We start from the raw sequence: 21,559 nt of genomic DNA, 5'->3' as shown, positions 1-21,559 counted from the left end.
CGTGGGGCGGGTATTGAATGCTTTTGATTGATTCCAATGGGATGGTCGTGAGTCCGCGCGTAGTGCGAGTCAGAAAAGCCCAGATCGAGCGCGGCGCCATGCAGAGGATTAGTGGGGTTATCGTTCATCAAACGGGCGGTTCAACGGCGGCCTCTGCGCTCAATAGCTATCAGAATGCATATGCTACCGGGGCGCATTTTCTGATTGAAAAAGACGGGACGATTTACCAGACGGCATCTTTGAAGAAGCAGACTTGGCATGTAGGCGCGAATCAAGGCGCGCTGCGTTGCCGAATTGCGTTGCACGCCAGTCGAACTGCAGCAGCTTCGCCGTTTTGACCCGCGCGGCGAAAACCGGCGGGAGATGCGCAAGGCGGTCCCGGACCGTTACCCTTCCAATACAGACAGCATTGGCGTGGAATTGGTCGGGGAGGCGCTACCGCTCATTGAACCCAACCCTGATCGACAGACCTACATCGCGGCGCCGGACGCTCAGAACGACTCGCTTCGATGGCTCATCCATGAAATTTCGATAACGATGAATGTTCCGATGACAGAGGTTTTTCGCCACCCGACAGTATCGAGGAAGAACCGGACGGAGGCGGCGAGGGCGCAATGGTGATTCGGATCGCGGTTTTGATGTTGGCGTTCTTGCTCAACCTCAGTGCGGTTGCGGGCCCGCTGTCCGGCGGGGAGGTTCCCGCTGTCGGACCGAAGTCAGTCGAAATCGTGAGGAACGGCGCGTGGTCGGCTGACATCAGCGGGGACGAAACGCCGGATATGTGTCGTGCATTCGTTCTTCGGCAGGCGGATGTCAGCGCGTTTTTCAAGCGTGCGAGCCGTGTAACGGCACGGGCGTACAGCCATGATCTGGACGCCGCGAATTGCTATGCGGAAGGCAGTGTACGTCTCGCGGGCGGTGGCGCGGCGAAGTGGCGGATAGACCAGGCAAGGCGCGGCTTCATTTCGATGCCCGATGGTCGAACACTCTACCTGTATTGCCCAAAGTGCCGAGCCGACGTGTTCGCACCGAATTAGAGCGACGCTTCGTCCGCAAGCGGTTGGTGTTGGCGGCCCGAAAAGTGCCCGCCAACACCGCTTCATTTACTGCCGAGCCGTCCGCGCGTTATCCGGCATCGGCTGGTTGTAGTTCGTGCGGAACGGGTTGATGTCGAGCCCGCCACGGCGCGTATAGCGCGCATACACCGCGAGCTTCACTGGTTTGCACGCGTGCATGATGTCGAGGAAGATGCGCTCGACGCACTGCTCGTGAAAGCCCGTGTGATTGCGGAACGAGATGATGTAGCGCAGCAGCCCCGCATGATCGATCTGCGGGCCGACGTAGTGGATCTGCACGCTGCCCCAGTCGGGCTGGCCGGTGACCGGGCAGTTCGAGCGCAGCAGGTCGGACACGAGCGTCTCCTCCACCGGCGCTTCGTCCTCGGCGTCGGCCGCCGACAGGAGCGACGGATCGGGTTCGTACACGTCGGTGTCGAGGTCGAGCCGGTCGAGCGAGAGCCCGTCGAGTTCTTCCATCCCGAGCTTCGCGAAATCGTGCGGCGACACGAGTTGCACCGACACGCTCGCGCCGCACGCGGCCGAGACGTCGCGCTTGAGCGCGTCACGCACCGCGTCGACCGAGTCGAACTTCGATTGCGCGAACGAGCCGAGATACAGCTTGAACGACTTCGATTCGACGATGCTCGGCGATTCGGCCGGCACGTAGAACGTCGCGACCGCGACCTGCGGCTTGCCGCGCGCATTGAGCCACGACAGCTCGTACGCGTTCCAGATGTCGGTGCCGAAGAACGGCAGCGCCGACGTGATGCCGAGTTGCTCGCGCGCGCCGGCGCGCGGGATCGGGAACAGCAGCGACGCGTCGTACTGCGTGGCGTAGACGGTGGCCTTGCCGAGCGGGGAGTGTTCGGGATTCATTGCGTGACGCCTTTACGACAGGAAGAGGCGGTAAGCCGGATTGGCGCTCTCTTCGACATACGGATAGCCGAGCGCCGCGAGGAAGCGTTCGAACTCGGTGCGATCGGCCTGCGGCACTTGCAGCCCGACGAGGATCGAGCTGTAGTCCGCGCCCTGGTTGCGGTAGTGGAACAGGCTGATGTTCCAGTCCGGCGCCATCGACGACAGGAACTTCATCAGCGCGCCCGGCCGCTCCGGGAATTCGAAGCGGAACAGGCGTTCGTCCAGCGCGAGCGGCGAGCGGCCGCCCACCATGTAGCGAATATGTTCCTTCGACAGCTCGTCGTGCGTCAGGTCGACGCTCTGGAAGCCGTGCGACTCGAAGTTCGCGGCGATCTCGGCCGATTCGCCGCGGCGCTTGATCTGCACGCCGACGAAGATGTGCGCGGACTGCGCATCGGCGATCCGGTAGTTGAACTCGGTCACGTTGCGGTCGCCGACGAGCGAGCAGAAGCGCTTGAAGCTGCCGCGCTCCTCGGGGATCGTGACCGCGAACACGGCTTCGCGCGCTTCGCCGACTTCCGCTCGTTCGGCGACGAAACGCATCCGGTCGAAGTTCATGTTCGCACCGGACGTGACCGCGACGAGCGTCTGGTTTTCGATGCCTTCGCGCTCCGCGTAGCGTTTGGCGCCCGCGACCGCGAGCGCGCCCGACGGCTCGAGCACGCTGCGCGTGTCCTGGAACACGTCCTTGATCGCCGCGCACAGTGCGTCGGTGTCGACCGTCACGACACCGTCGAGGAATTCGCGGCACAGCCGGAAGGTTTCCTCGCCGACGAGCTTCACCGCGGTGCCGTCCGCGAACAGGCCGACCTCGCTAAGCTCGACGCGCTCGCCCTTCTGCAGCGATTGCGCCATTGCGCACGAATCCTCGGCCTGCACGCCGAACACCTTGATCTCCGGGCGCACCGCCTTGACGTACGCGGCCACGCCGGCCGCGAGCCCGCCGCCGCCGATCGGCACGAAGATCGCGTGGATCGGGCCCTGGTGCTGGCGCAGGATCTCCATCGCGATCGTGCCCTGGCCGGCGATCACGTACGGATCGTCGAACGGGTGGACGAACGTGAGATCGCGCTCGGCCTGCACCTTGACCGCATGCGCATACGCATCGCTGTACGATTCGCCCGCCTGGATCACCTCGACGCTCGGGCCGCCGTGCGCGCGCACGGCGTCGACCTTCACCTGCGGCGTCGTGACCGGCACGACGATCACGGCCTTGATGCCCATCCGGGCCGCCGAGAACGCGACGCCCTGCGCGTGGTTGCCGGCCGAGGCCGTAATCACGCCACGCGCGAGCGCGTCGGCCGGAATGTGCGCCATCTTGTTGTACGCGCCGCGCAGCTTGAACGAGAACACCGGCTGGTTGTCCTCGCGCTTCAGGTAAACGGGGTTGCGCAGCCGTGCCGACAGGTTGCGGGCGGGTTCGAGTTCCGTCTCGAGCGCGACGTCGTAGACGCGCGCCGTGAGGATTTTCTTCAGGTAATCGTGGGATGCCATGGACGCTCGCGTGCAGTGCGGAAAGCAGACGGTAAAGGATCAATGATAGCGCCAAGGGTCCGTCCGCACGCAAGCGGCATGCCGGGCGCGCCGTCGCGGCGTGGCCCCGAATGCCTATTTGACGGGCAGGGCGCCATTTTTTACCGGTTTAACTGCGCGGTTACCGACCGGACGGATGGCGAATGCCGCAGCAAAACCGCGCAGGCCCAGGCGTGGCGCGGGTTGCGGGGATAGCCCCACGACCTGTCCGGCGTGCCACGGACGGCCCGATCATGGGTTAGAATTCCGTTTTGAATCAAGGATCGGAAGATGCAGAGGCACCCTCGGATCGCCCAATTGAAGCCGACGCCGCGCGCAGCCAGCCCCGCGGCGGAACGGCATGCGCGCCGCGCGCGATCGTGCTGATGGCTCCGAGTGCCGCCAGGCCCTGCCGACCCGGAACGGTGAGTCCAGACCCGCTCCGGCCCCATGCGAGATAGTCGCACGCCTGGCACCAGAACAGATTTCCCCAAGATTGCGCGTACGCGCTTGCCGACGCCCGTTCACGGTGTATCGGCCCTCCGAGTCGTCCGAACATGAACGCACCACAAGTTTTCGATCCGCATGGCGCGGCTGCCACCGTCGCCGCCGACCCCGCGCCCCGGCTGCGCGAGATTCCCTATAACTACACGTCCTTCTCCGACCGCGAGATCGTGATCCGCCTGCTCGGCGAGGAGGCGTGGTCGGTGCTCGACGAGCTGCGCGCCGAACGCCGCACGGGTCGCTCGGCACGGATGCTGTACGAGGTGCTCGGCGACATCTGGGTCGTGCGCCGCAACCCGTACCTGCAGGACGACCTGCTCGACAATCCGAAGCGCCGCGCGCTCCTGATCGAGGCGCTGAACCACCGCCTGACCGAGATCGGCAAGCGCCGCCGCGCCGACCTGACCGAGCACCACGACGACGCGGGCCGCGAGCGCGCATCGCGTGTCGAGATGCTCGAGACGGCCGCGCAACGCGCGGTCGACGAGTTCGCCGACGAATTCGAGAAAATGGCCGACCTGCGCCGCCGTGCCACCAAGGCGCTCGGCCGCTGCACGCAGAAGGACAACATCCGCTTCGACGGGTTGTCGCGCGTGTCGCACGTGACCGATGCGACCGACTGGCGTGTCGAATACCCGTTCGTCGTGCTGACCCCCGATACCGAAGCCGAGATCGCGGCGCTGATCAAGGCCTGCTTCGAACTCGGCCTGACCGTGATTCCGCGCGGCGGCGGTACCGGTTACACGGGCGGTGCGGTGCCGCTCACGCCGTTCTCTGCAGTGATCAACACCGAGAAGCTCGAACAGCTCGGCGCGGTTGAACTTACCGAGTTGCCGGGCGTTGCGCACAAGGTGCCGACGATCTTCTCCGGCGCGGGCGTCGTCACGCGTCGCGTGACCGAAGCGGCCGAGGCGGCCGGCTACGTGTTCGCGGTCGATCCGACCTCGCTCGACGCATCGTGCATCGGCGGCAACGTCGCGATGAACGCGGGCGGCAAGAAGGCCGTGCTGTGGGGTACCGCGCTCGACAACCTGGCCTGGTGGCGGATGGTCGACCCGGACGGCAACTGGCTCGAAGTCACGCGCCACGAGCACAACCAGGGCAAGATCCACGACATCGCGGTCGCGCGTTTCGAGCTGAAGTGGTTCGACGGCGCGTACGCGCCGGGCGAGAAGCTGCTGCGCACCGAGATGCTCGAGATCGAAGGCCGGCGCTTCCGCAAGGAAGGCCTCGGCAAGGATGTGACCGACAAGTTCCTCGCCGGCCTGCCGGGCGTGCAGAAGGAAGGTTGCGACGGGCTCATCACGTCCGCGCGCTGGGTGCTGCACAAGATGCCCGCGCACACGCGCACCGTGTGCCTCGAATTCTTCGGCCAGGCGCGCGAGGCGATCCCGAGCATCGTCGAGATCAAGGACTACCTGTTCGAAACGTCGAAGCAGGGCGGCGCGATTCTCGCGGGCCTCGAGCACCTCGACGAGCGCTACCTGCGCGCGGTCGGCTACGCGACCAAGAGCAAGCGCAACGCATTCCCCAAGATGGTGCTGATCGGCGACATCGTCGGCGACGACGCCGATGCGGTCGCGCACGCGACGTCCGAAGTGATCCGGATGGCGAACGGCAAGAGCGGCGAAGGCTTCGTCGCGGTCAGCGCGGAGGCGCGCAAGCGCTTCTGGCTCGACCGCAGCCGCACGGCCGCGATCGCGAAGCACACCAACGCGTTCAAGATCAACGAAGACGTCGTCATCCCGCTGAACCGGATGGGCGAGTACACCGACGGCATCGAACGGATCAACATCGAGCTGTCGCTGAAGAACAAGCTGCAGCTGGTGGACGCGCTCGAAGCGTTCTTCAGGGCCGGCAACCTGCCGCTCGGCAAGACCGACGACGCGAACGAGATCCCGAGCGCCGAACTGCTGGAAGACCGCGTGCAGCAGGCGCTGGAGTTGCTCAAGCGCGTGCGCGCGCGCTGGGAATTCGTGCGCGACCGGCTCGACCAGCCGCTGCGCGAGGCGCAGCATTACCTCGTGCAGCTCGGTTACGAGGCGCTCGCCGAGAAGTTCGCGGATCGCGCGGACGAGCAGCCGGGCGCGACAGTGTTCCACATCACTCAGGACCGCACGGTCCGCATCTCGTGGAAGCAGGAGATCCGCGCGGAACTGCGCGCGATCTTCAACGGCGGTGCGTTCAAGCAGATCCTCGACGAAGCGCAGGCGATCCACAAGCAGGTGCTGCGCGGCCGCGTGTTCGTCGCGCTGCACATGCACGCGGGCGACGGCAACGTCCACACGAACCTCCCGGTCAACTCCGACAACTACGAGATGCTGCAGGATGCGCACGCGGCGGTCGCGCGCATCATGACGCTCGCGCGTTCGCTCGACGGCGTGATCTCCGGCGAGCACGGGATCGGCATCACGAAGCTCGAGTTCCTGACCGACGACGAGATCGCCGAATTCCGCGCGTACAAGCAGCGCGTCGACCCGAACGGCCGCTTCAACAAGGGCAAGCTGCTCGACGGCGCGGACCTGCGCAACGCGTACACGCCCAGCTTCGGGCTGATGGGTTACGAGTCGCTGATCATGAAGCAGTCCGACATCGGCGCGATCGCCGATTCGGTGAAGGACTGCCTGCGCTGCGGCAAGTGCAAGCCGGTGTGCGCGACCCACGTGCCGCGCGCGAACCTGCTGTACAGCCCGCGCAACAAGATCCTCGCGACGTCGTTGCTGGTCGAGGCGTTCCTGTACGAAGAGCAGACGCGCCGCGGTGTGTCGATCAAGCACTGGGACGAGTTCAACGACGTGGCCGACCACTGCACGGTGTGCCACAAGTGCGCGACGCCGTGCCCGGTGAAGATCGACTTCGGCGACGTCACGATGAACATGCGCAACCTGTTGCGCAAGATGGGCAAGAAGAAGTTCAATGCCGGCAATGCGGCGGGCATGTTCTTCCTGAACGCGACCAATCCGCAGACGATCAACGCCGCGCGCAGCGTGATGATGGGCGTCGGCTACAAGGCGCAGCGCTTCGCGAACGACATGCTGAAGAAGGTCGTGACGAAGCAGACGCAGCACCCGCCCGCGACGACCGGCAAGCCGCCCGTCATCGAGCAGGTGATCCACTTCGTCAACAAGAAGATGCCGGGCAACCTGCCGAAGAAGACGGCGCGCGCGCTGCTCGACATCGAGGACAACAAGATCGTGCCGATCATCCGCAACCCGAAGTCGACGACCGTCGATTCGGAAGCGGTGTTCTACTTCCCCGGCTGCGGTTCCGAGCGCCTGTTCTCGCAGGTCGGCCTCGCGACGCAGGCGATGCTGTGGGAAGCAGGCGTGCAGACCGTGCTGCCGCCGGGCTACCTGTGCTGCGGTTATCCGCAGCGTGGCTCGGGCCAGTACGACAAGGCCGAGAAGATCGTCACCGACAACCGCGTGCTGTTCCACCGGGTCGCGAACACGCTCAACTACCTCGACATCAAGACGGTGGTCGTGTCGTGCGGCACTTGCTACGACCAGCTCGCGGGCTACGAATTCGACAAGATCTTCCCGGGCTGCCGGATCATCGACATCCACGAGTTCCTGCTCGAGAAGGGGATGAAGCTCGACGGTGTGACGGGCACGCGTTACATGTATCACGACCCGTGCCACACGCCGATCAAGACGATGGATCCGGTGAAGCTCGTCAACGAGCTGATGGGCACGGAGAAGGACGGCTACAAGATCGAGAAGAACGAGCGTTGCTGCGGCGAATCGGGCACGCTCGCGGTCACGCGTCCGGACATCTCCACGCAGGTTCGCTTCCGCAAGGAAGAGGAGATCCGCAAGGGTGCCGCGAAGCTGCGCAGCATTCCGGTCGTGGCCGGCAGCGCACCCGCGCCGGCTGCCGCGGCCGCGAACGGCCCGGACGTGAAGATCCTGACGAGCTGCCCGTCGTGCCTGCAGGGCCTGTCGCGCTATAGCGAGGACGCGAACATCGAGGCCGACTACATCGTGGTCGAAATTGCGCGCCAGGTGCTCGGCGAGAACTGGATGGCCGACTATGTCGCACATGCGAACAATGGCGGGATCGAGCGCGTGCTGGTCTAATGCGGGCATGACGACCGCCCGGCGGGGCCTGGGATGAGAGCGGGCGCCGGCGCTGAAACGCCGGCGCCCGTCCACATGGGAGCGACGATGGAATGCGTGTTTTGCCGTGAAGACGGTGGCGAGGTGCTCTGGCAGGACGACATGCTGCGCGTCGTCCTTGCGACGGGCGAGCACGAGTACCCGGGCTTCTGCCGGGTGATCTGGGGCGCGCACGTGGCCGAGTTCTCCGATCTCGGCGAACCCGAGCGGGCACATCTGATGCGCGTGGTGTGCGCGGTGGAGCGGGCCGTGCGCCGCGTGATGCAGCCGAACAAGGTGAATCTCGCGAGCCTCGGCAACATGGTGCCGCACGTGCACTGGCACGTGATCCCGCGCTTCTCGAACGACGCCCATTTCCCGCAGCCCGTCTGGGCGCCGCGCCAGCGCAGCGTGTCCGGGGCGCTGCTGCGCACGCGCGCGGCGCAGGCCTCGCTGCTGCACAATGCGGTGCGCGAGGAAATTCAACGAACGACCGATCCGAGGCAGCCATGAGCGGTTTGACTTCCACGACGCCGATTCCGTCCGGCGTCGTCGTGCACGCGGTGTCGCGCGTGCTCGAATTGCAGTACCCGAACGGCGAGAGTTACCGGATTCCGTTCGAGCTGATGCGCGTGTATTCGCCGTCGGCCGAGGTGCGCGGCCACGGGCCCGGCCAGGAAACGCTGCAGACGGGCAAGCGCGAGGTGACGATCACCGCGCTCGAGGGCGTGGGCAACTACGCGCTGCAGCCGACGTTCTCCGACGGCCACTCCACCGGTATCTACTCGTGGGATCTGCTGTACGAGCTGGCGACGCAGCAGGACGCGCTATGGCGCGACTATTTCGACAAACTGAAGGCGGCGGGCGTCGAGCGTGACGCGCCGATGCAGGCGGCCCCCGCGCCGCACGGCCACTGCCACTGAAATCGACGGCGCCCGCTCGGCGCCGTCTTGCCATTTACTGAGGATCAACGCGATGAGCAAAACCCACTTCGGCTTTGAAAGCGTCGAGGAAAACGAAAAAGCGAAGAAAGTGGCGGGCGTGTTCCATTCGGTCGCGAGCAACTACGATCTGATGAACGACCTGATGTCGGCCGGCATGCACCGCGCATGGAAGGCGTTTACGATCGCGCAGGCGAACGTGCGCCCCGGTTTCAAGGTGCTCGACATTGCTGCCGGCACCGGCGACCTGACCAAGGCGTTCGCGAAGGCGGCCGGCCCGACGGGCGAAGTCTGGCACACCGACATCAACGAATCGATGCTGCGCGTGGGCCGCGACCGGTTGCTCGACAAGGGCGTCGTGACGCCGTCGCTCCTGTGCGACGCCGAGAAAATTCCGTTTCCGGACAATTACTTCGACGTGGTCACGGTCGCGTTCGGGCTGCGCAACATGACGCACAAGGACGCCGCGCTCGCCGAGATGCGCCGCGTGACGAAGCCCGGTGGCCGTGTGATGGTGCTGGAATTCTCGAAAGTCTGGGATCCGCTGAAAAAAGCCTACGATTTGTATTCTTTCAAAGTATTACCGTGGCTTGGCGACAAATTCGCGAAAGATGCTGAAAGTTACCGGTATCTTGCTGAATCTATCCGGATGCACCCCGATCAGGACACCCTGAAGACGATGATGGAACAAGCAGGCCTCGATGCCGTCAAATATTACAATTTGTCAGGTGGCGTGGTAGCTTTACACCTAGGAACCAAGTACTAAGGGGTTCTTTCCATACATTCGCCTTACATCTGGAGAAACTGATGGCCGAATCGCGTTCGTTGTTCAACCGTAGCAAGCCGTCGAAGCCGTGGGCTCGACGGGTCGGCACGCTGCTGATGGTCGGCCTGCTCACGGCCGGCACGTTCGCATCGCTCGACGCTGAAGCCAAGCGCATGGGCGGCGGGCGCAGCATCGGCCGCCAGAGCTCCACCGTCACGCAGCGCCAGGCCACGCCGCCGGCGCAGCCGATGCAGCAGGCCGCGCCGTCGCAGGCGCAGCGCGCGAACCCGGCCGCTCCCGCGCCGGCCGCGCAGCCGAACCGCTCGCGCTGGCTCGGGCCGATCGCCGGTCTCGCGGCCGGCCTCGGCATCGCGGCGCTGCTGTCGCACTTCGGCCTCGGCGAAGCGTTCGCCGGCATGATGTCGAACATCATCGTGATCGCGCTGCTCGCGATGATCGGCATCTGGCTGGTCCGCAAGTTCATGAACCGTCGCCGTCCGCAGGAGCCGGCGTACTCGGTGGGTGGCTCGGCATCGTCGTCGGGCAGCTACTCGCAGGGTCCGTCTTTCCAGCAGGGCAACACCGGCAGCAATTATGCGGGCAGCGGCAGCAGCTACGCGAACGAAGCGCAGGGTGTGTTCGGCGGCGGTGCGCCGGCTGCCGCAGCGGCGGGCGCGATGGCGGCCGCGCCGCTGCAGGTGCCGGCCGGCTTCGACACCGAAGCGTTCCTGCGCAGCGCGAAGGTCTATTTCGTACGCCTGCAGGCGGCATGGGACCAGGGCAACCTGGCCGACATCCGCGAGTTCACGACGCCCGAAATGTTCGCCGAGATCAAGATCGACCTCGATTCGCGCGGCAACGAGTCGAACCAGACCGACGTCGTGCAGCTCGACGCGGAACTGGTCGCGATCGAGGATCGCGGCATCGAGCAGTCGGCGAGCGTGCGCTTCCACGGCCTGATCCGCGAATCGGCGAATGCGTCGGCCGCGCCGTTCGACGAGGTGTGGAACCTGTCGAAGTCGGGCAGTCAGGGCTGGTTGCTCGCGGGTATCCAGCAGATCAACACGCACTGAACGTGGCTGGCGGCCCCGCCCGCCGGTTTCCCGGACGACGGCTTCCCGGGCGACGGCTTCCCGGGCGACGGCCGCCGCGCTGCGACCGGTTGCCGCCCGGATGTGCGGTTGGCCGCGGTCTGCCGATGATCCGACGTTACAATAGAAACCCGCGCGGGCGCCCGGCCCGCGCGGGTTTTTTCTTCCCCAGCCCGATGACCTTTGCCGCCAAGCCTTTTGCTGCTGCTGTCAATCACCTGCTCGCGCGCGAATCGTGGGCGCGCGACCGCCTGACCCCCTACGCGGGCAAGACTGCCCGGCTCGACGTGCCGCCCGTCACGCTCACGCTGCTCGTGCAGCCCGACGGCTACCTGTCCGCGGTCGAAGCCCACGATGCGCAACACGTCGACGTGTCGATCGCGCTCGCGGGTGATACGGTCGCCGCATTCCTGCAGGGCGGCCAGGCTGCCGTGATGAAGCAGGTGAAGATCGAAGGCGATGCGGAGTTCGCGGCGCAGATCGCGAAACTGGCCGAGCATTTGCGCTGGGAACCCGAAGAAGATCTCGCGAAGCTGGTAGGCGACGCGGCGGCGTACCGGATCGCGACGGTCGTGCGCGACGCCGGCGCGCGCGCGCGCCGCACCGGCCGCAACGTGCTCGATTCCGTCGCCGAATACTGGCTCGACGAAAACCCGCAGGTCGTCCGGCGCACGGCGCTCGGCGGCTTCGACGCCGAGCTCGCGCGCGCGCGCGATGCGCTCGCGCGGGTCGAAAAGCGGGTCGAGCGACTCGAACAAAAAATCGGCGCGCGCACGGGTTCCGGCCCGCGCGGCGCGCACTGAGGGCAGCAGGGCATGCGCATTTTTCGTTTCATCAAGATTGTCTACACTGTCATCCGCTTTGGCCTCGACGAGGTGATGCTGTCCCGGATCGACGACCGGCGCGTGAAGTTGCTGCTGCGCGTCACGACGATCGGTCGCCGTTATTCGTCGCCGCCCGCGGTTCGGCTGCGTCACGCGCTCGAAAGCCTCGGTCCGATCTTCGTGAAGTTCGGCCAGGTCCTGTCGACGCGCCGCGACCTGCTGTCCGTCGATTTCGCGAACGAACTCGCGAAGCTGCAGGACCAGGTGCCGCCGTTCGATTCGGCAGTCGCGATCGCGATCATCGAGAAGTCGCTCGGCGCGCCGGTCGACGAGCTGTTCGACGAATTCGAGCGCGAGCCGGTCGCGAGCGCGTCGATCGCGCAGGTGCATTTCGCGAAGCTCAAGCAGGGCCCGCACGCGGGCAAGGCCGTTGCGGTCAAGGTGCTGCGCCCGAACATGCTGCCGGTGATCGATTCCGACCTCGCGCTGATGCGCGACATTGCGACGTGGACCGAGCGGATGTGGGCCGACGGCCGGCGCCTGAAGCCGCGCGAAGTCGTCGCCGAATTCGACAAGTACCTGCACGACGAACTCGACCTGATGCGCGAGGCCGCGAACGGCAGCCAGCTGCGCCGCAACTTCGCGGGCCTCGACCTGCTGCTCGTGCCGGAGATGTTCTGGGATTTCTCGACGTCGCAGGTGCTCGTGATGGAGCGCATGACGGGTGTGCCGATCAGCCAGGTCGAAACGCTGCGCACGGCGGGCGTCGACATCAAGAAGCTCGCGCGCGAAGGCGTCGAGATCTTCTTCACGCAGGTGTTCCGCGACGGTTTCTTCCATGCGGACATGCACCCGGGCAACATCCAGGTGAGCCTCGATCCGAAGACCTTCGGCCGCTACATCGCGCTCGATTTCGGGATCGTCGGCGCGCTGTCCGATTTCGACAAGAACTACCTCGCGCAGAACTTCCTCGCGTTCTTCAAGCGCGATTACCACCGCGTCGCGACGCTGCATCTCGAATCGGGCTGGGTGCCGCCCGAGACGCGCGTCGAGGAACTCGAAAGCGCGATCCGCGCGGTGTGCGAGCCGTATTTCGACCGTGCGCTGAAGGATATCTCGCTCGGCCAGGTGCTGATGCGCCTGTTCTCGACGTCGCGCCGCTTCAACGTCGAGATCCAGCCGCAGCTGGTGCTGCTGCAGAAGACGATGCTGAACGTCGAAGGGCTCGGCCGCTCGCTCGACCCCGAACTCGACCTGTGGAAGACCGCGAAACCGTATCTCGAGCGCTGGATGACCGAGCAGATCGGCCTGCGCGGCTGGTATGAGCGTTTCAAGGTCGAAGCGCCGCAATGGAGCAAGACGCTGCCGCAACTGCCGCGCCTGATCCATCACGCAATGGCGGCGCGCCACGACGCGCCGCGCGCGGCGAGCGAGGACCTGATGCGCCAGATCCTCATCGAGCAGAAACGTACGAACCGGCTGATGCAGGCGCTGTTGATCTTTGGCCTCGCCGTCGGTGTCGGCGCGCTGGTCGCGCGCGTGCTGCTCGTGCTCGCGTACGGCGCATGATCGAAAGGAGCCGCGCGATGCCCGAACCGAAACAACCTTCAGCGCCCGGCGTGGCCGATTTCGCGACGCGCGACCCCGGCAACGCGTCGTTCTGGGACGAGCGTTTCGCGCGCGGCGTGACGCCGTGGGAATTCGGCGGCGTGCCGGACGGATTTCGCGCGTTCGCGCAGCGGCGCGAGCCGTGCGCGGTGCTGATTCCGGGCTGCGGCAGCGCGCAGGAGGCCGGCTGGCTCGCGCAGGCCGGCTGGCCCGTGCGCGCGATCGATTTCGCCGCGCAGGCGGTGGCGGCCGCGAAGGCGCAACTCGGCGCGCATGCGGACGTCGTCGAGCAGGCCGATTTCTTCGCATACCGGCCGCCGTTCGGCGTGCAGTGGGTGTACGAGCGCGCGTTCCTGTGCGCGCTGCCGCCGAGCCTGCGCGCGGACTATGCGGCGCGGATGGCCGAACTCTTGCCCGCCGGCGGATTGCTGGCCGGCTATTTCTTCGTGATGGCGAAACCAAAGGGGCCGCCGTTCGGAATCGAGCGTGCCGAACTCGATGCGTTGCTCGCGCCGCACTTCGAACAGATCGAGGATCTGCCCGTGACCGATTCGCTGGCCGTGTTCGAAGGGCACGAGCGCTGGCTCACGTGGCGCCGTCGCTGATCCCCGTGCGTCGCGCCCGTTGCCGGAGCGCGCCGGGGTTTCGGCTATAATTCAAGGTTTTGCAAGCCGTTTCCAGTTTCTGCGGGAAAAATATCATGCCGATCTACGCCTATCGATGCGAAGCGTGCGGTTTCGCGAAGGATGTACTCCAGAAGATGAGCGACGCGCCGCTGTCGCAGTGCCCGGAATGCGGGAAGGATGCTTTTCGCAAGCAGGTCACCGCCGCCGGCTTCCAGCTGAAGGGTTCCGGCTGGTATGTCACCGATTTCCGCGGCGGCTCGGGCGGCACCAGCGCGCCGGCCACGGCGTCGAGCGACGGTGCTGCAGCGCCGGCCGACGCAGCGCCCGCGGCCGCCGCGCCGGCCGCCGCGAGTTCCGAAAGTACGACGACGAGCGCTGCGCCGGCCCCGGCCGCGGCGCCCGCCGCCGGCAGTTGACAGTCGCGGCCCGGTCGGGCCGCGCCCACACCGCGCCGCCGGCGCGGTTCATTGACGGCAGATGATGAAAAAGACGACCCTGAAATCGGTGTTTCTGACCGGCCTGCTGGTTCTCGTCCCGCTCGCGATCACGCTGTGGGTGCTCGGCCTCATCATCGGCACGATGGACCAGACGCTGCTCCTGTTGCCCGAATCGTGGCAGCCCGAGCGCGTGCTCGGGTTCCACCTGCCGGGGATCGGCGCGGTGCTGACGCTCGCGTTCATCTTCGTGGTCGGGCTGGCCACGCAGAACTTCATCGGCCAGAAGCTCGTCACGTGGTGGAACGCGGTCGTGCGTCACATCCCGGTCGTCGGGCCGATCTACACGAGCGTCAAGCAGGTGTCGGACACGCTGCTGTCGAGCAGCGGCAACGCGTTCCGCAAGGCGCTGCTGATCGAATACCCGCGTCGCGGCTCGTATACGATCGCGTTTCTGACCGGCGCGCCCGGCGGCGACGTGGTCAACCATCTGACGGAAGAGTACGTGAGCGTGTACGTGCCCACGACGCCGAACCCGACGTCGGGCTTCTTCCTGATGTTGCCCAAGAGCGAAGTCATCGAACTCGACATGTCGGTCGATGCCGCGCTCAAGTACATCGTCTCGATGGGCGTCGTGGCGCCTCCGGCGCCGACTCCGGCGCCCGCCCGCCGTCCCGTCGAGCCGCCGCTGTAAGTAAAGAATCATCGCCCGGGCCGCGCGTTGCGGCGCCCGTTGATCAAACCGAACGAAAGCAAACATCATGTCGATGCGTACTGAATACTGCGGTCTCGTGACCGAACACCTGCTGGGCCAAACCGTGTCGCTGTGCGGCTGGGTGCAGCGCCGCCGCGATCACGGCGGTGTGATCTTCATCGACCTGCGCGATCGTGAAGGCCTCGTGCAGGTGGTGTGCGACCCGGATCGCGCGGAAATGTTCGCGACCGCCGAAGGCGTGCGCAACGAGTTCTGCGTGCAGATCAAGGGCCTCGTGCGCAACCGTCCGGAAGGCACGGTCAACGCCGGCCTGAAGAGCGGCAAGATCGAAGTGCTGTGCCACGAACTGAACGTGCTGAACGCGTCGGTCACGCCGCCGTTCCAGCTCGACGACGACAACCTGTCGGAAACGACGCGCCTCACGCACCGCGTGCTCGACCTGCGCCGTCCGCAGATGCAGCACAACCTGCGCCTGCGCTACCGTGTCGCGATCGAAGCGCGCAAGTACCTCGACGAGCAGGGCTTCATCGACATCGAAACGCCGATGCTGACGAAGAGCACGCCGGAGGGCGCGCGCGACTACCTCGTGCCGTCGCGCGTGAACGCGGGTCAGTTCTTCGCGCTGCCGCAGTCGCCGCAGCTGTTCAAGCAGTTGCTGATGGTCGCGAACTTCGACCGTTACTACCAGATCACCAAGTGCTTCCGCGACGAAGACCTGCGCGCCGACCGTCAGCCGGAATTCACGCAGATCGACTGCGAAACGTCGTTCCTCGGCGAGCAGGAAATCCGTGACCTGTTCGAAGACATGATCCGTCACATCTTCAAGACGACGATCGACGTCGAGCTCGACGCGACATTCCCGGTGATGCCGTACTCGGAAGCGATGGCGCGTTTCGGTTCGGACAAGCCGGATCTGCGCGTGCAGCTCGAATTCACCGAGCTGACCGACGCGATGAAGGACGTCGACTTCAAGGTGTTCAGCACGCCGGCCAACGCGAAGGACGGCCGTGTCGCGGCGCTGCGCGTGCCGAAGGGCAGCGAGCTGTCGCGTGGCGACATCGACGGCTACACGGAATTCGTGCGCATCTACGGCGCGAAGGGCCTCGCATGGATCAAGGTCAACGAGAAGGCGAAGGGCCGCGACGGCCTGCAAAGCCCGATCGTCAAGAACCTGCACGACGCATCGATCGCGGCGATCCTCGAGCGCACCGGCGCTGAAGACGGCGACATCATCTTCTTCGCGGCCGACCGCGCGAAGGTCGTCAACGACAGCCTCGGCGCACTGCGCCTGAAGATCGGCCATTCGGAATTCGGCAAGGCGAACGGCCTCGTCCAGGCCGGCTGGAAGCCGCTGTGGGTCGTCGACTTCCCGATGTTCGAATACGACGACGAAGATGCGCGCTACGTCGCGGCACACCACCCGTTCACGAGCCCGAAGGACGAGCACCTCGAATACCTCGAGACCGATCCGGGCCGTTGCCTCGCGAAGGCCTACGACATGGTGCTGAACGGCTGGGAAATCGGCGGCGGCTCGGTCCGTATCCACCGCGAGGAAGTGCAGAGCAAGGTGTTCCGCGCGCTGAAGATCGGTGCGGAAGAGGCGCAACTGAAGTTCGGCTTCCTGCTGGACGCATTGCAGTACGGCGCGCCGCCGCACGGCGGTATCGCATTCGGTCTCGACCGCATCGTCACGATGATGGCCGGCGCCGATTCGATCCGCGACGTGATCGCGTTCCCGAAGACGCAGCGTGCGCAGGATCTGCTCACGCAGGCGCCGAGCCCGGTGGACGAGCGTCAGCTGCGCGAACTGCACATCCGTCTGCGTCAGCCGGAACAGCCGAAGGCGTAACGCTTGTCGCAACGCGTGCGCGCGGCGACGCGCGCACGACACCCAACGAAAAAGGCGCCGTGGTGCGCCTTTTTCGTTTTTTGCGGTACAGTCGCAGCACTTGCCGCACGTTCGGGCACGGGCCCGCCGCACGGCCCGGTGCCGCATGAAACCAAGATGACGAAGCCGCCGAAAATCCCCGAATCCGTTCTCGTCGTGATCTACACGCCCGAACTCGACGTGCTGGTGATCAAGCGTGCCGACCAGCCCGATTTCTGGCAATCGGTGACCGGATCGAAGGACGCGCTTGACGAGCCGCTCGCGCTTACCGCCGCACGCGAAGTGGCAGAGGAAACCGGCATCTCGGTCGGCACGCACGACGTGCCGGCCACCGCGCTGGTCGACTGGCACCACCGGATCGAATACGCCATCTACCCGCAATACCTGCATCGCTACGCGCCAGGCGTCACGCGCAACGTCGAGCACTGGTTCGGCCTGTGCGTGCCGGGCCGCGTCGACGTGACGCTGTCGCCGCGCGAGCACGTCGACCATGCGTGGCTGCCGTTCCGCGAGGCGGCCGCGCGCTGCTTCTCGCCATCGAACGCCGAAGCGATCCTGCAATTGCCCGTGCGCGTGGCGCTCGCCCACGCGCCGCACGGCTCGTCGGCATGAATGCGGAAACCCGCAAGCGCTTCGCGCAATTGCGGCAGATGTTCCTGCAGGAGCGCGGCTCCGCGTCGCGGCTCGCATTCACGGCCGGCAACACGGTGCGGCTGTGCGAGACCGGCAGCGAATTCTTCAGCGCGCTGATCGAGCGGATCGATGCGGCGAGCGAGCAGGTGATGCTCGAAACCTACATCTTCTGCGACGATGCGGCCGGCCGACCGGTGTCGGACGCGTTGATCCGCGCGGTGCAGCGCGGCGTGCGCGTGCGCGTGATCACCGACGGCGTCGGCACCGCGCGCCAGCCGCTGTTCGACACGTGGGCTGCGGCCGGAGTCGAGCACTGCATCTACAACCGTTACCTGTTCGGCCGCTTCGGCTTCTCGCGCACGCACCGCAAGCTCGCGGTGATCGACCGGACGGCCGCGTTCTGCGGCGGCATCAACATCGTCGACGACTTCACGCAGGGCAGCGCGACGTTGCCGTTCCCGCGCTGGGATTTCGCGGTCGAGATGGCGGGGCCGGCGGTGGCGGATGTGAGCGCCGCGTTCGAACTGCAGTGGCATCGGATCCAGTTCGGCCACAAGCCGTATGCGCAGTACGCGGCGGGGCTGCACGGCGGCGAAGCGTTTCCCGACATGTTTCGGCGCTGGATGCGCAGCCATCGGTGGGTCAAGGCCGGCGCGCTGCGGATCGTGACGGAGCCGAGCGTCGCGTTCGTCGCGCGCGACAACGTCGTGAACCGCCGCGCGATCGAGAAGGCCTATCTCGCGGCGATCGGCCAGGCGCGCCAACGGATCCTGCTCGCGAACCCGTACTTCATGCCGGGCCGCAAGCTGCGCCGTGCGCTGACGGGCGCGGCACGCCGCGGCGTCGACGTGCGCATCCTGATCGGACGCAAGGAATTCACGGCGCTCGATACGGCCGTGCCGTTCCTGTATCACTCGCTGTTGCGCGCCGGCGTGCGCGTGGCGGAATATGACAAGACGATCCTGCACGGCAAGGTGGCCGTGATCGACGACAATTGGGCGACGGTCGGCTCGTCGAATCTGGACGCGCTGAGCCTGATGCTGAACAATGAGGCCAATGTCGTGCTGGTGCGCTACGACAGGGTCACGAACGAACTGCGCGACGCGATCGCGGCCGCCTTCTCCGAAGGCCGCGAAATCGACGCCGCGCGGTATGCCGCACGGCCGCGTATCGAGCGTATCCTGAACTGGCTTGCGTACAACACGTACCGCATCGTGATGAAGGCACTGACCGTCGGCGGTTACGACTGAAGCCGACTCAGCACTCGCTTCAAAATATCTGTCCGCACGTTCGTGCGGAAAAGCCGCTCCGGTCCCGCCGGAATCGCGCAAAATAGCGGCTCGGTTAGACACCGGTTTCTAATAATTTCCTTGTTTCGCGAGCGGTCGCACTCAATAATAGTACGGCCGTTCGATTTTATTTGAACCCCCGAACGGTTACAGAAATAGCTATGCGAAAAGGCGAACAGACGCGTGCCGCGATACTCGAAGCTGCTTTGGACCTCGCCAGCCGTGACGGGCTGGAGGGGCTGACGATCGGCCTGCTGGCCGAGCGCATGCAGATGAGCAAGAGCGGCGTGTTCGCGCACTTCGGATCGCGCGAAGACCTGCAGGTCGAGGTTGTCCGCGAGTATCACCATCGTTTCGAAAACGAGGTGTTCTTTCCGAGCCTGCGCGAGCCGCGCGGTCTGCCTCGTCTGCGGGCGATGCTGGCGCGATGGATCGAGAAGCGCATCCAGGAGGTGACGACTGGCTGCATCTACATCAGCGGCGCCGTCGAGTACGACGACCGGCCTGACAGCCCCGTACGCGAGCAGTTGATCGCGAGCGTGACCGCCTGGCGTGCCGCGTTGCTGCGCGCCATTTCGCAGGCGAAGGAAGAAGGCCATCTGCGTGCGGATTCCGATCCGGACCTGATGCTCTTCGAGTTGTACAGCTTCACGCTCGGCCTGCATCACGACGCACGATTCCTGCATTCGCCGGATGCCGTGCGCCTCACGTGGGCCGCGCTGGAAAAGACGATCGTTTCGTATCAGAGCGAGAGCCGTTAGCGGCGCGGAACCGCCCGCCAGGAGCTCGAGCCGTTTGCCCACCTTTGGAGAGAGTCATGGGACAGTACGCCGCGCCGCTGCGCGACATGCAATTCGTGTTGCACGAGCTTCTGAACGTCGAAGCCGAGGTCAAGCAAATGCCGCGGCATGCGGACCTCGACGCCGACACGATCAACCAGGTCCTGGAGGAAGCGGGCAAGTTCTGCTCCGAGGTGCTGTTTCCGCTGAACCAGGTCGGCGACCGCGAAGGCTGTACGTATGAAGGCGACGGCATCGTGAAGACTCCGACCGGCTTCAAGGAAGCGTATCGGCAGTACGTCGAGGCCGGCTGGCCGGCGCTCGGCTGCGATCCGGACTACGGCGGCCAGGGCCTGCCCGCGTTCGTGAACAACGCGCTGTACGAAATGCTGAACTCCGCGAACCAGGCATGGACGATGTACCCGGGCCTGTCGCACGGCGCCTACGAATGCCTGCACGCGCACGGCGCGCCGGAACTGCAGCAGCAATACCTGCCGAAGCTCGTGTCGGGCGAATGGACGGGCACGATGTGCCTGACCGAGCCGCACTGCGGCACCGACCTCGGCATCCTGCGCACCAAGGCCGAACCGAACGGCGACGGCTCGTACTCGATCAGCGGCACGAAGATCTTCATTTCGAGCGGCGAGCACGACATGTCGAAGAACATCATCCACCTCGTGCTCGCGCGCCTGCCGGACGCGCCGCAAGGCACGAAGGGGATCTCGCTGTTCATCGTGCCGAAATTCATTCCGGACGCCGCGGGCGAGCCGGGCGAGCGCAACGGCATCAAGTGCGGCTCGATCGAACACAAGATGGGCATCCACGGCAACTCGACGTGCGTGATGAACCTCGACGGCGCGAAGGGCTGGATGGTCGGCGAGCCGAACAAGGGCTTGAACGCGATGTTCGTGATGATGAACGCCGCGCGCCTGGGCGTCGGCATGCAGGGCCTGGGCCTCACGGAAGTCGCCTACCAGAACTCGCTGACGTATGCGAAGGAACGTCTGCAGATGCGCTCGCTGACGGGCCCGAAGGCACCGGACAAGCCGGCCGATCCGATCATCGTGCACCCGGACGTGCGTCGCATGCTGCTCACGCAGAAGGCCTACGCGGAAGGCGCGCGCGCGTTCACGTACTGGTCCGCGCTGCAGATCGACAAGGAGCTGTCGCACGGCGACGAAGCGGTGCGCAAGGAAGCGGCCGACCTCGTCGCGCTGCTCACGCCGATCATCAAGGCGTTCCTGACCGACAACGCGTTCGAGTCGACCAACCACGCGATGCAGATCTACGGCGGCCACGGCTTCATCTCCGAGTGGGGCATGGAGCAATACGTGCGCGACGCGCGGATCAACATGATCTACGAGGGCACGAACTCGATTCAGTCGCTCGACCTGCTGGGCCGCAAGGTGCTCGGCGACATGGGCGCGAAGCTGAAGAAGTTCGGCAAGCTCGTCACCGAATTCGCGGAAGCCGAAGGCGTGAAGCCGGAGATGGCCGAGTTCATCAATCCGCTCGCCGACATCGGCGAGAAGGTGCAGAAGCTGACGATGGAAATCGGCATGAAGGCGATGCAGAACCCGGACGAAGTCGGCGCCGCCGCCGTGCCGTACCTGCGCACCGTCGGCCACCTGGTGTTCTCGTACTTCTGGGCACGCATGGCGCGTATCGCCCTCGACAACGAAGCGTCGGGCGACCCGTTCTACAAGTCGAAGCTCGCCACCGCCCGCTTCTACTTCGCGCGCCTCTTGCCCGAGACGGCCGCGACGATCCGCGCCGCGCGCGCCGGTTCGAAGACGCTGATGGAAGTCGACGAATCGCTGTTCTGACGCGAGTCCGGGCGGTGCGCGCCGTGCGCCGCCCGAACGCAACGGTTCCT

The 21,559-nt window shown here is 65.6% G+C and carries 19 protein-coding genes; 17 read left to right on the top strand and 2 right to left on the bottom strand.

Annotated features, from left to right (window positions below; all coding sequences use genetic code 11):
- Nucleotides 1-17: 17 nt before the first annotated feature.
- Together DIE13_RS33470 and DIE13_RS21390 are read left to right on the top strand one after the other, a co-directional pair.
- Nucleotides 18-338, top strand: a complete 321-nt coding sequence (locus DIE13_RS33470; protein WP_233409927.1) for a peptidoglycan recognition family protein — start codon at nt 18-20, stop codon at nt 336-338.
- A 276-nt stretch (nt 339-614) separates the two neighbouring features.
- Nucleotides 615-1,037, top strand: a complete 423-nt coding sequence (locus tag DIE13_RS21390) for a hypothetical protein (RefSeq protein WP_124829021.1) — start codon at nt 615-617, stop codon at nt 1,035-1,037.
- Between the two features lie 66 nt (nt 1,038-1,103).
- Here DIE13_RS21390 and queF read toward each other — a convergent pair whose 3' ends face one another.
- Both queF and ilvA read right to left on the bottom strand, forming a co-directional pair.
- Nucleotides 1,104-1,934 carry an NADPH-dependent 7-cyano-7-deazaguanine reductase QueF gene (gene queF / locus DIE13_RS21385; protein WP_124829019.1) on the bottom strand — a complete coding sequence of 277 codons (831 nt, stop codon included), beginning with the start codon at nt 1,932-1,934 and terminating at the stop codon, nt 1,104-1,106.
- A gap of 12 nt (nt 1,935-1,946) precedes the next feature.
- The gene (gene ilvA, locus DIE13_RS21380; protein ID WP_124829017.1) at nt 1,947-3,470 is read right to left on the bottom strand and encodes a threonine ammonia-lyase, biosynthetic; all 1,524 of its coding nucleotides are present in this window, start codon (nt 3,468-3,470) and stop codon (nt 1,947-1,949) included.
- A 575-nt stretch (nt 3,471-4,045) separates the two neighbouring features.
- On the opposite strand from ilvA, the gene DIE13_RS21370 reads away from it, so the two are divergent.
- The 15 genes from DIE13_RS21370 (at nt 4,046) to DIE13_RS21300 (ending at nt 21,509) form a co-directional block, all read left to right on the top strand.
- Nucleotides 4,046-8,071, top strand: a complete 4,026-nt coding sequence (locus DIE13_RS21370) for a DUF3683 domain-containing protein (RefSeq protein WP_124829015.1) — start codon at nt 4,046-4,048, stop codon at nt 8,069-8,071.
- A gap of 87 nt (nt 8,072-8,158) precedes the next feature.
- Nucleotides 8,159-8,602, top strand: coding sequence for an HIT family protein (locus DIE13_RS21365; RefSeq protein WP_124829013.1), 444 nt, complete (start codon nt 8,159-8,161; stop codon nt 8,600-8,602).
- On the top strand, nt 8,599-9,012 hold the full coding sequence (locus DIE13_RS21360) for a gamma-butyrobetaine hydroxylase-like domain-containing protein (protein WP_011886002.1): 414 nt from the start codon (nt 8,599-8,601) through the stop codon (nt 9,010-9,012). The genes DIE13_RS21365 and DIE13_RS21360 overlap by 4 nt, the downstream gene beginning before the upstream one ends.
- A 52-nt stretch (nt 9,013-9,064) precedes the next feature.
- A complete protein-coding gene (ubiE, locus tag DIE13_RS21355; protein WP_124829011.1) occupies nt 9,065-9,796 on the top strand; it encodes a bifunctional demethylmenaquinone methyltransferase/2-methoxy-6-polyprenyl-1,4-benzoquinol methylase UbiE in 732 nt (243 codons plus the stop codon).
- A 41-nt stretch (nt 9,797-9,837) separates the two neighbouring features.
- Complete coding sequence (locus DIE13_RS21350) at nt 9,838-10,869, top strand: Tim44 domain-containing protein (protein WP_124829009.1); 1,032 nt, start codon at nt 9,838-9,840, stop codon at nt 10,867-10,869.
- Nucleotides 10,870-11,063: 194 nt separating this feature from the next.
- On the top strand, nt 11,064-11,690 hold the full coding sequence (locus DIE13_RS21345) for an SCP2 domain-containing protein (RefSeq protein WP_124829007.1): 627 nt from the start codon (nt 11,064-11,066) through the stop codon (nt 11,688-11,690).
- Between the two features lie 12 nt (nt 11,691-11,702).
- Nucleotides 11,703-13,280 (top strand): ubiquinone biosynthesis regulatory protein kinase UbiB, encoded by a 1,578-nt coding sequence (gene ubiB, locus DIE13_RS21340; protein WP_124829005.1) that lies wholly within the window; start codon nt 11,703-11,705, stop codon nt 13,278-13,280.
- Between the two features lie 17 nt (nt 13,281-13,297).
- Nucleotides 13,298-13,924: an SAM-dependent methyltransferase gene (locus tag DIE13_RS21335; protein WP_124829004.1), complete on the top strand. Its 627-nt coding sequence runs from the start codon at nt 13,298-13,300 to the stop codon at nt 13,922-13,924.
- A gap of 95 nt (nt 13,925-14,019) precedes the next feature.
- Nucleotides 14,020-14,361, top strand: coding sequence for an FmdB family zinc ribbon protein (locus DIE13_RS21330; protein ID WP_124829002.1), 342 nt, complete (start codon nt 14,020-14,022; stop codon nt 14,359-14,361).
- A gap of 61 nt (nt 14,362-14,422) precedes the next feature.
- Nucleotides 14,423-15,073 (top strand): DUF502 domain-containing protein, encoded by a 651-nt coding sequence (locus DIE13_RS21325; protein ID WP_175751297.1) that lies wholly within the window; start codon nt 14,423-14,425, stop codon nt 15,071-15,073.
- Nucleotides 15,074-15,140: 67 nt separating this feature from the next.
- Nucleotides 15,141-16,943, top strand: coding sequence for an aspartate--tRNA ligase (gene aspS, locus DIE13_RS21320; RefSeq protein ID WP_085042373.1), 1,803 nt, complete (start codon nt 15,141-15,143; stop codon nt 16,941-16,943).
- 156 nt (nt 16,944-17,099) lie between these two features.
- Nucleotides 17,100-17,594 carry a dihydroneopterin triphosphate diphosphatase gene (gene nudB, locus DIE13_RS21315; protein WP_124828998.1) on the top strand — a complete coding sequence of 165 codons (495 nt, stop codon included), beginning with the start codon at nt 17,100-17,102 and terminating at the stop codon, nt 17,592-17,594.
- Nucleotides 17,591-18,865 (top strand): cardiolipin synthase ClsB, encoded by a 1,275-nt coding sequence (clsB, locus tag DIE13_RS21310; protein ID WP_124828997.1) that lies wholly within the window; start codon nt 17,591-17,593, stop codon nt 18,863-18,865. Before nudB ends, clsB begins: the two co-directional genes overlap by 4 nt.
- A 200-nt stretch (nt 18,866-19,065) precedes the next feature.
- Nucleotides 19,066-19,665: a TetR/AcrR family transcriptional regulator gene (locus tag DIE13_RS21305; RefSeq protein WP_011885991.1), complete on the top strand. Its 600-nt coding sequence runs from the start codon at nt 19,066-19,068 to the stop codon at nt 19,663-19,665.
- Nucleotides 19,666-19,721: 56 nt separating this feature from the next.
- A complete protein-coding gene (locus DIE13_RS21300; protein WP_124828995.1) occupies nt 19,722-21,509 on the top strand; it encodes an acyl-CoA dehydrogenase C-terminal domain-containing protein in 1,788 nt (595 codons plus the stop codon).
- Nucleotides 21,510-21,559: the final 50 nt, after the last annotated feature.

The sequence above is a fragment of the Burkholderia sp. Bp9016 genome (assembly GCF_003857765.1).
In the GTDB taxonomy this organism is placed as follows: Bacteria; Pseudomonadota; Gammaproteobacteria; order Burkholderiales; family Burkholderiaceae; genus Burkholderia.
The sequence above is the reverse complement of the archived record's forward strand: the minus strand, read 5'-3'. Positions and strand labels throughout refer to the sequence as shown.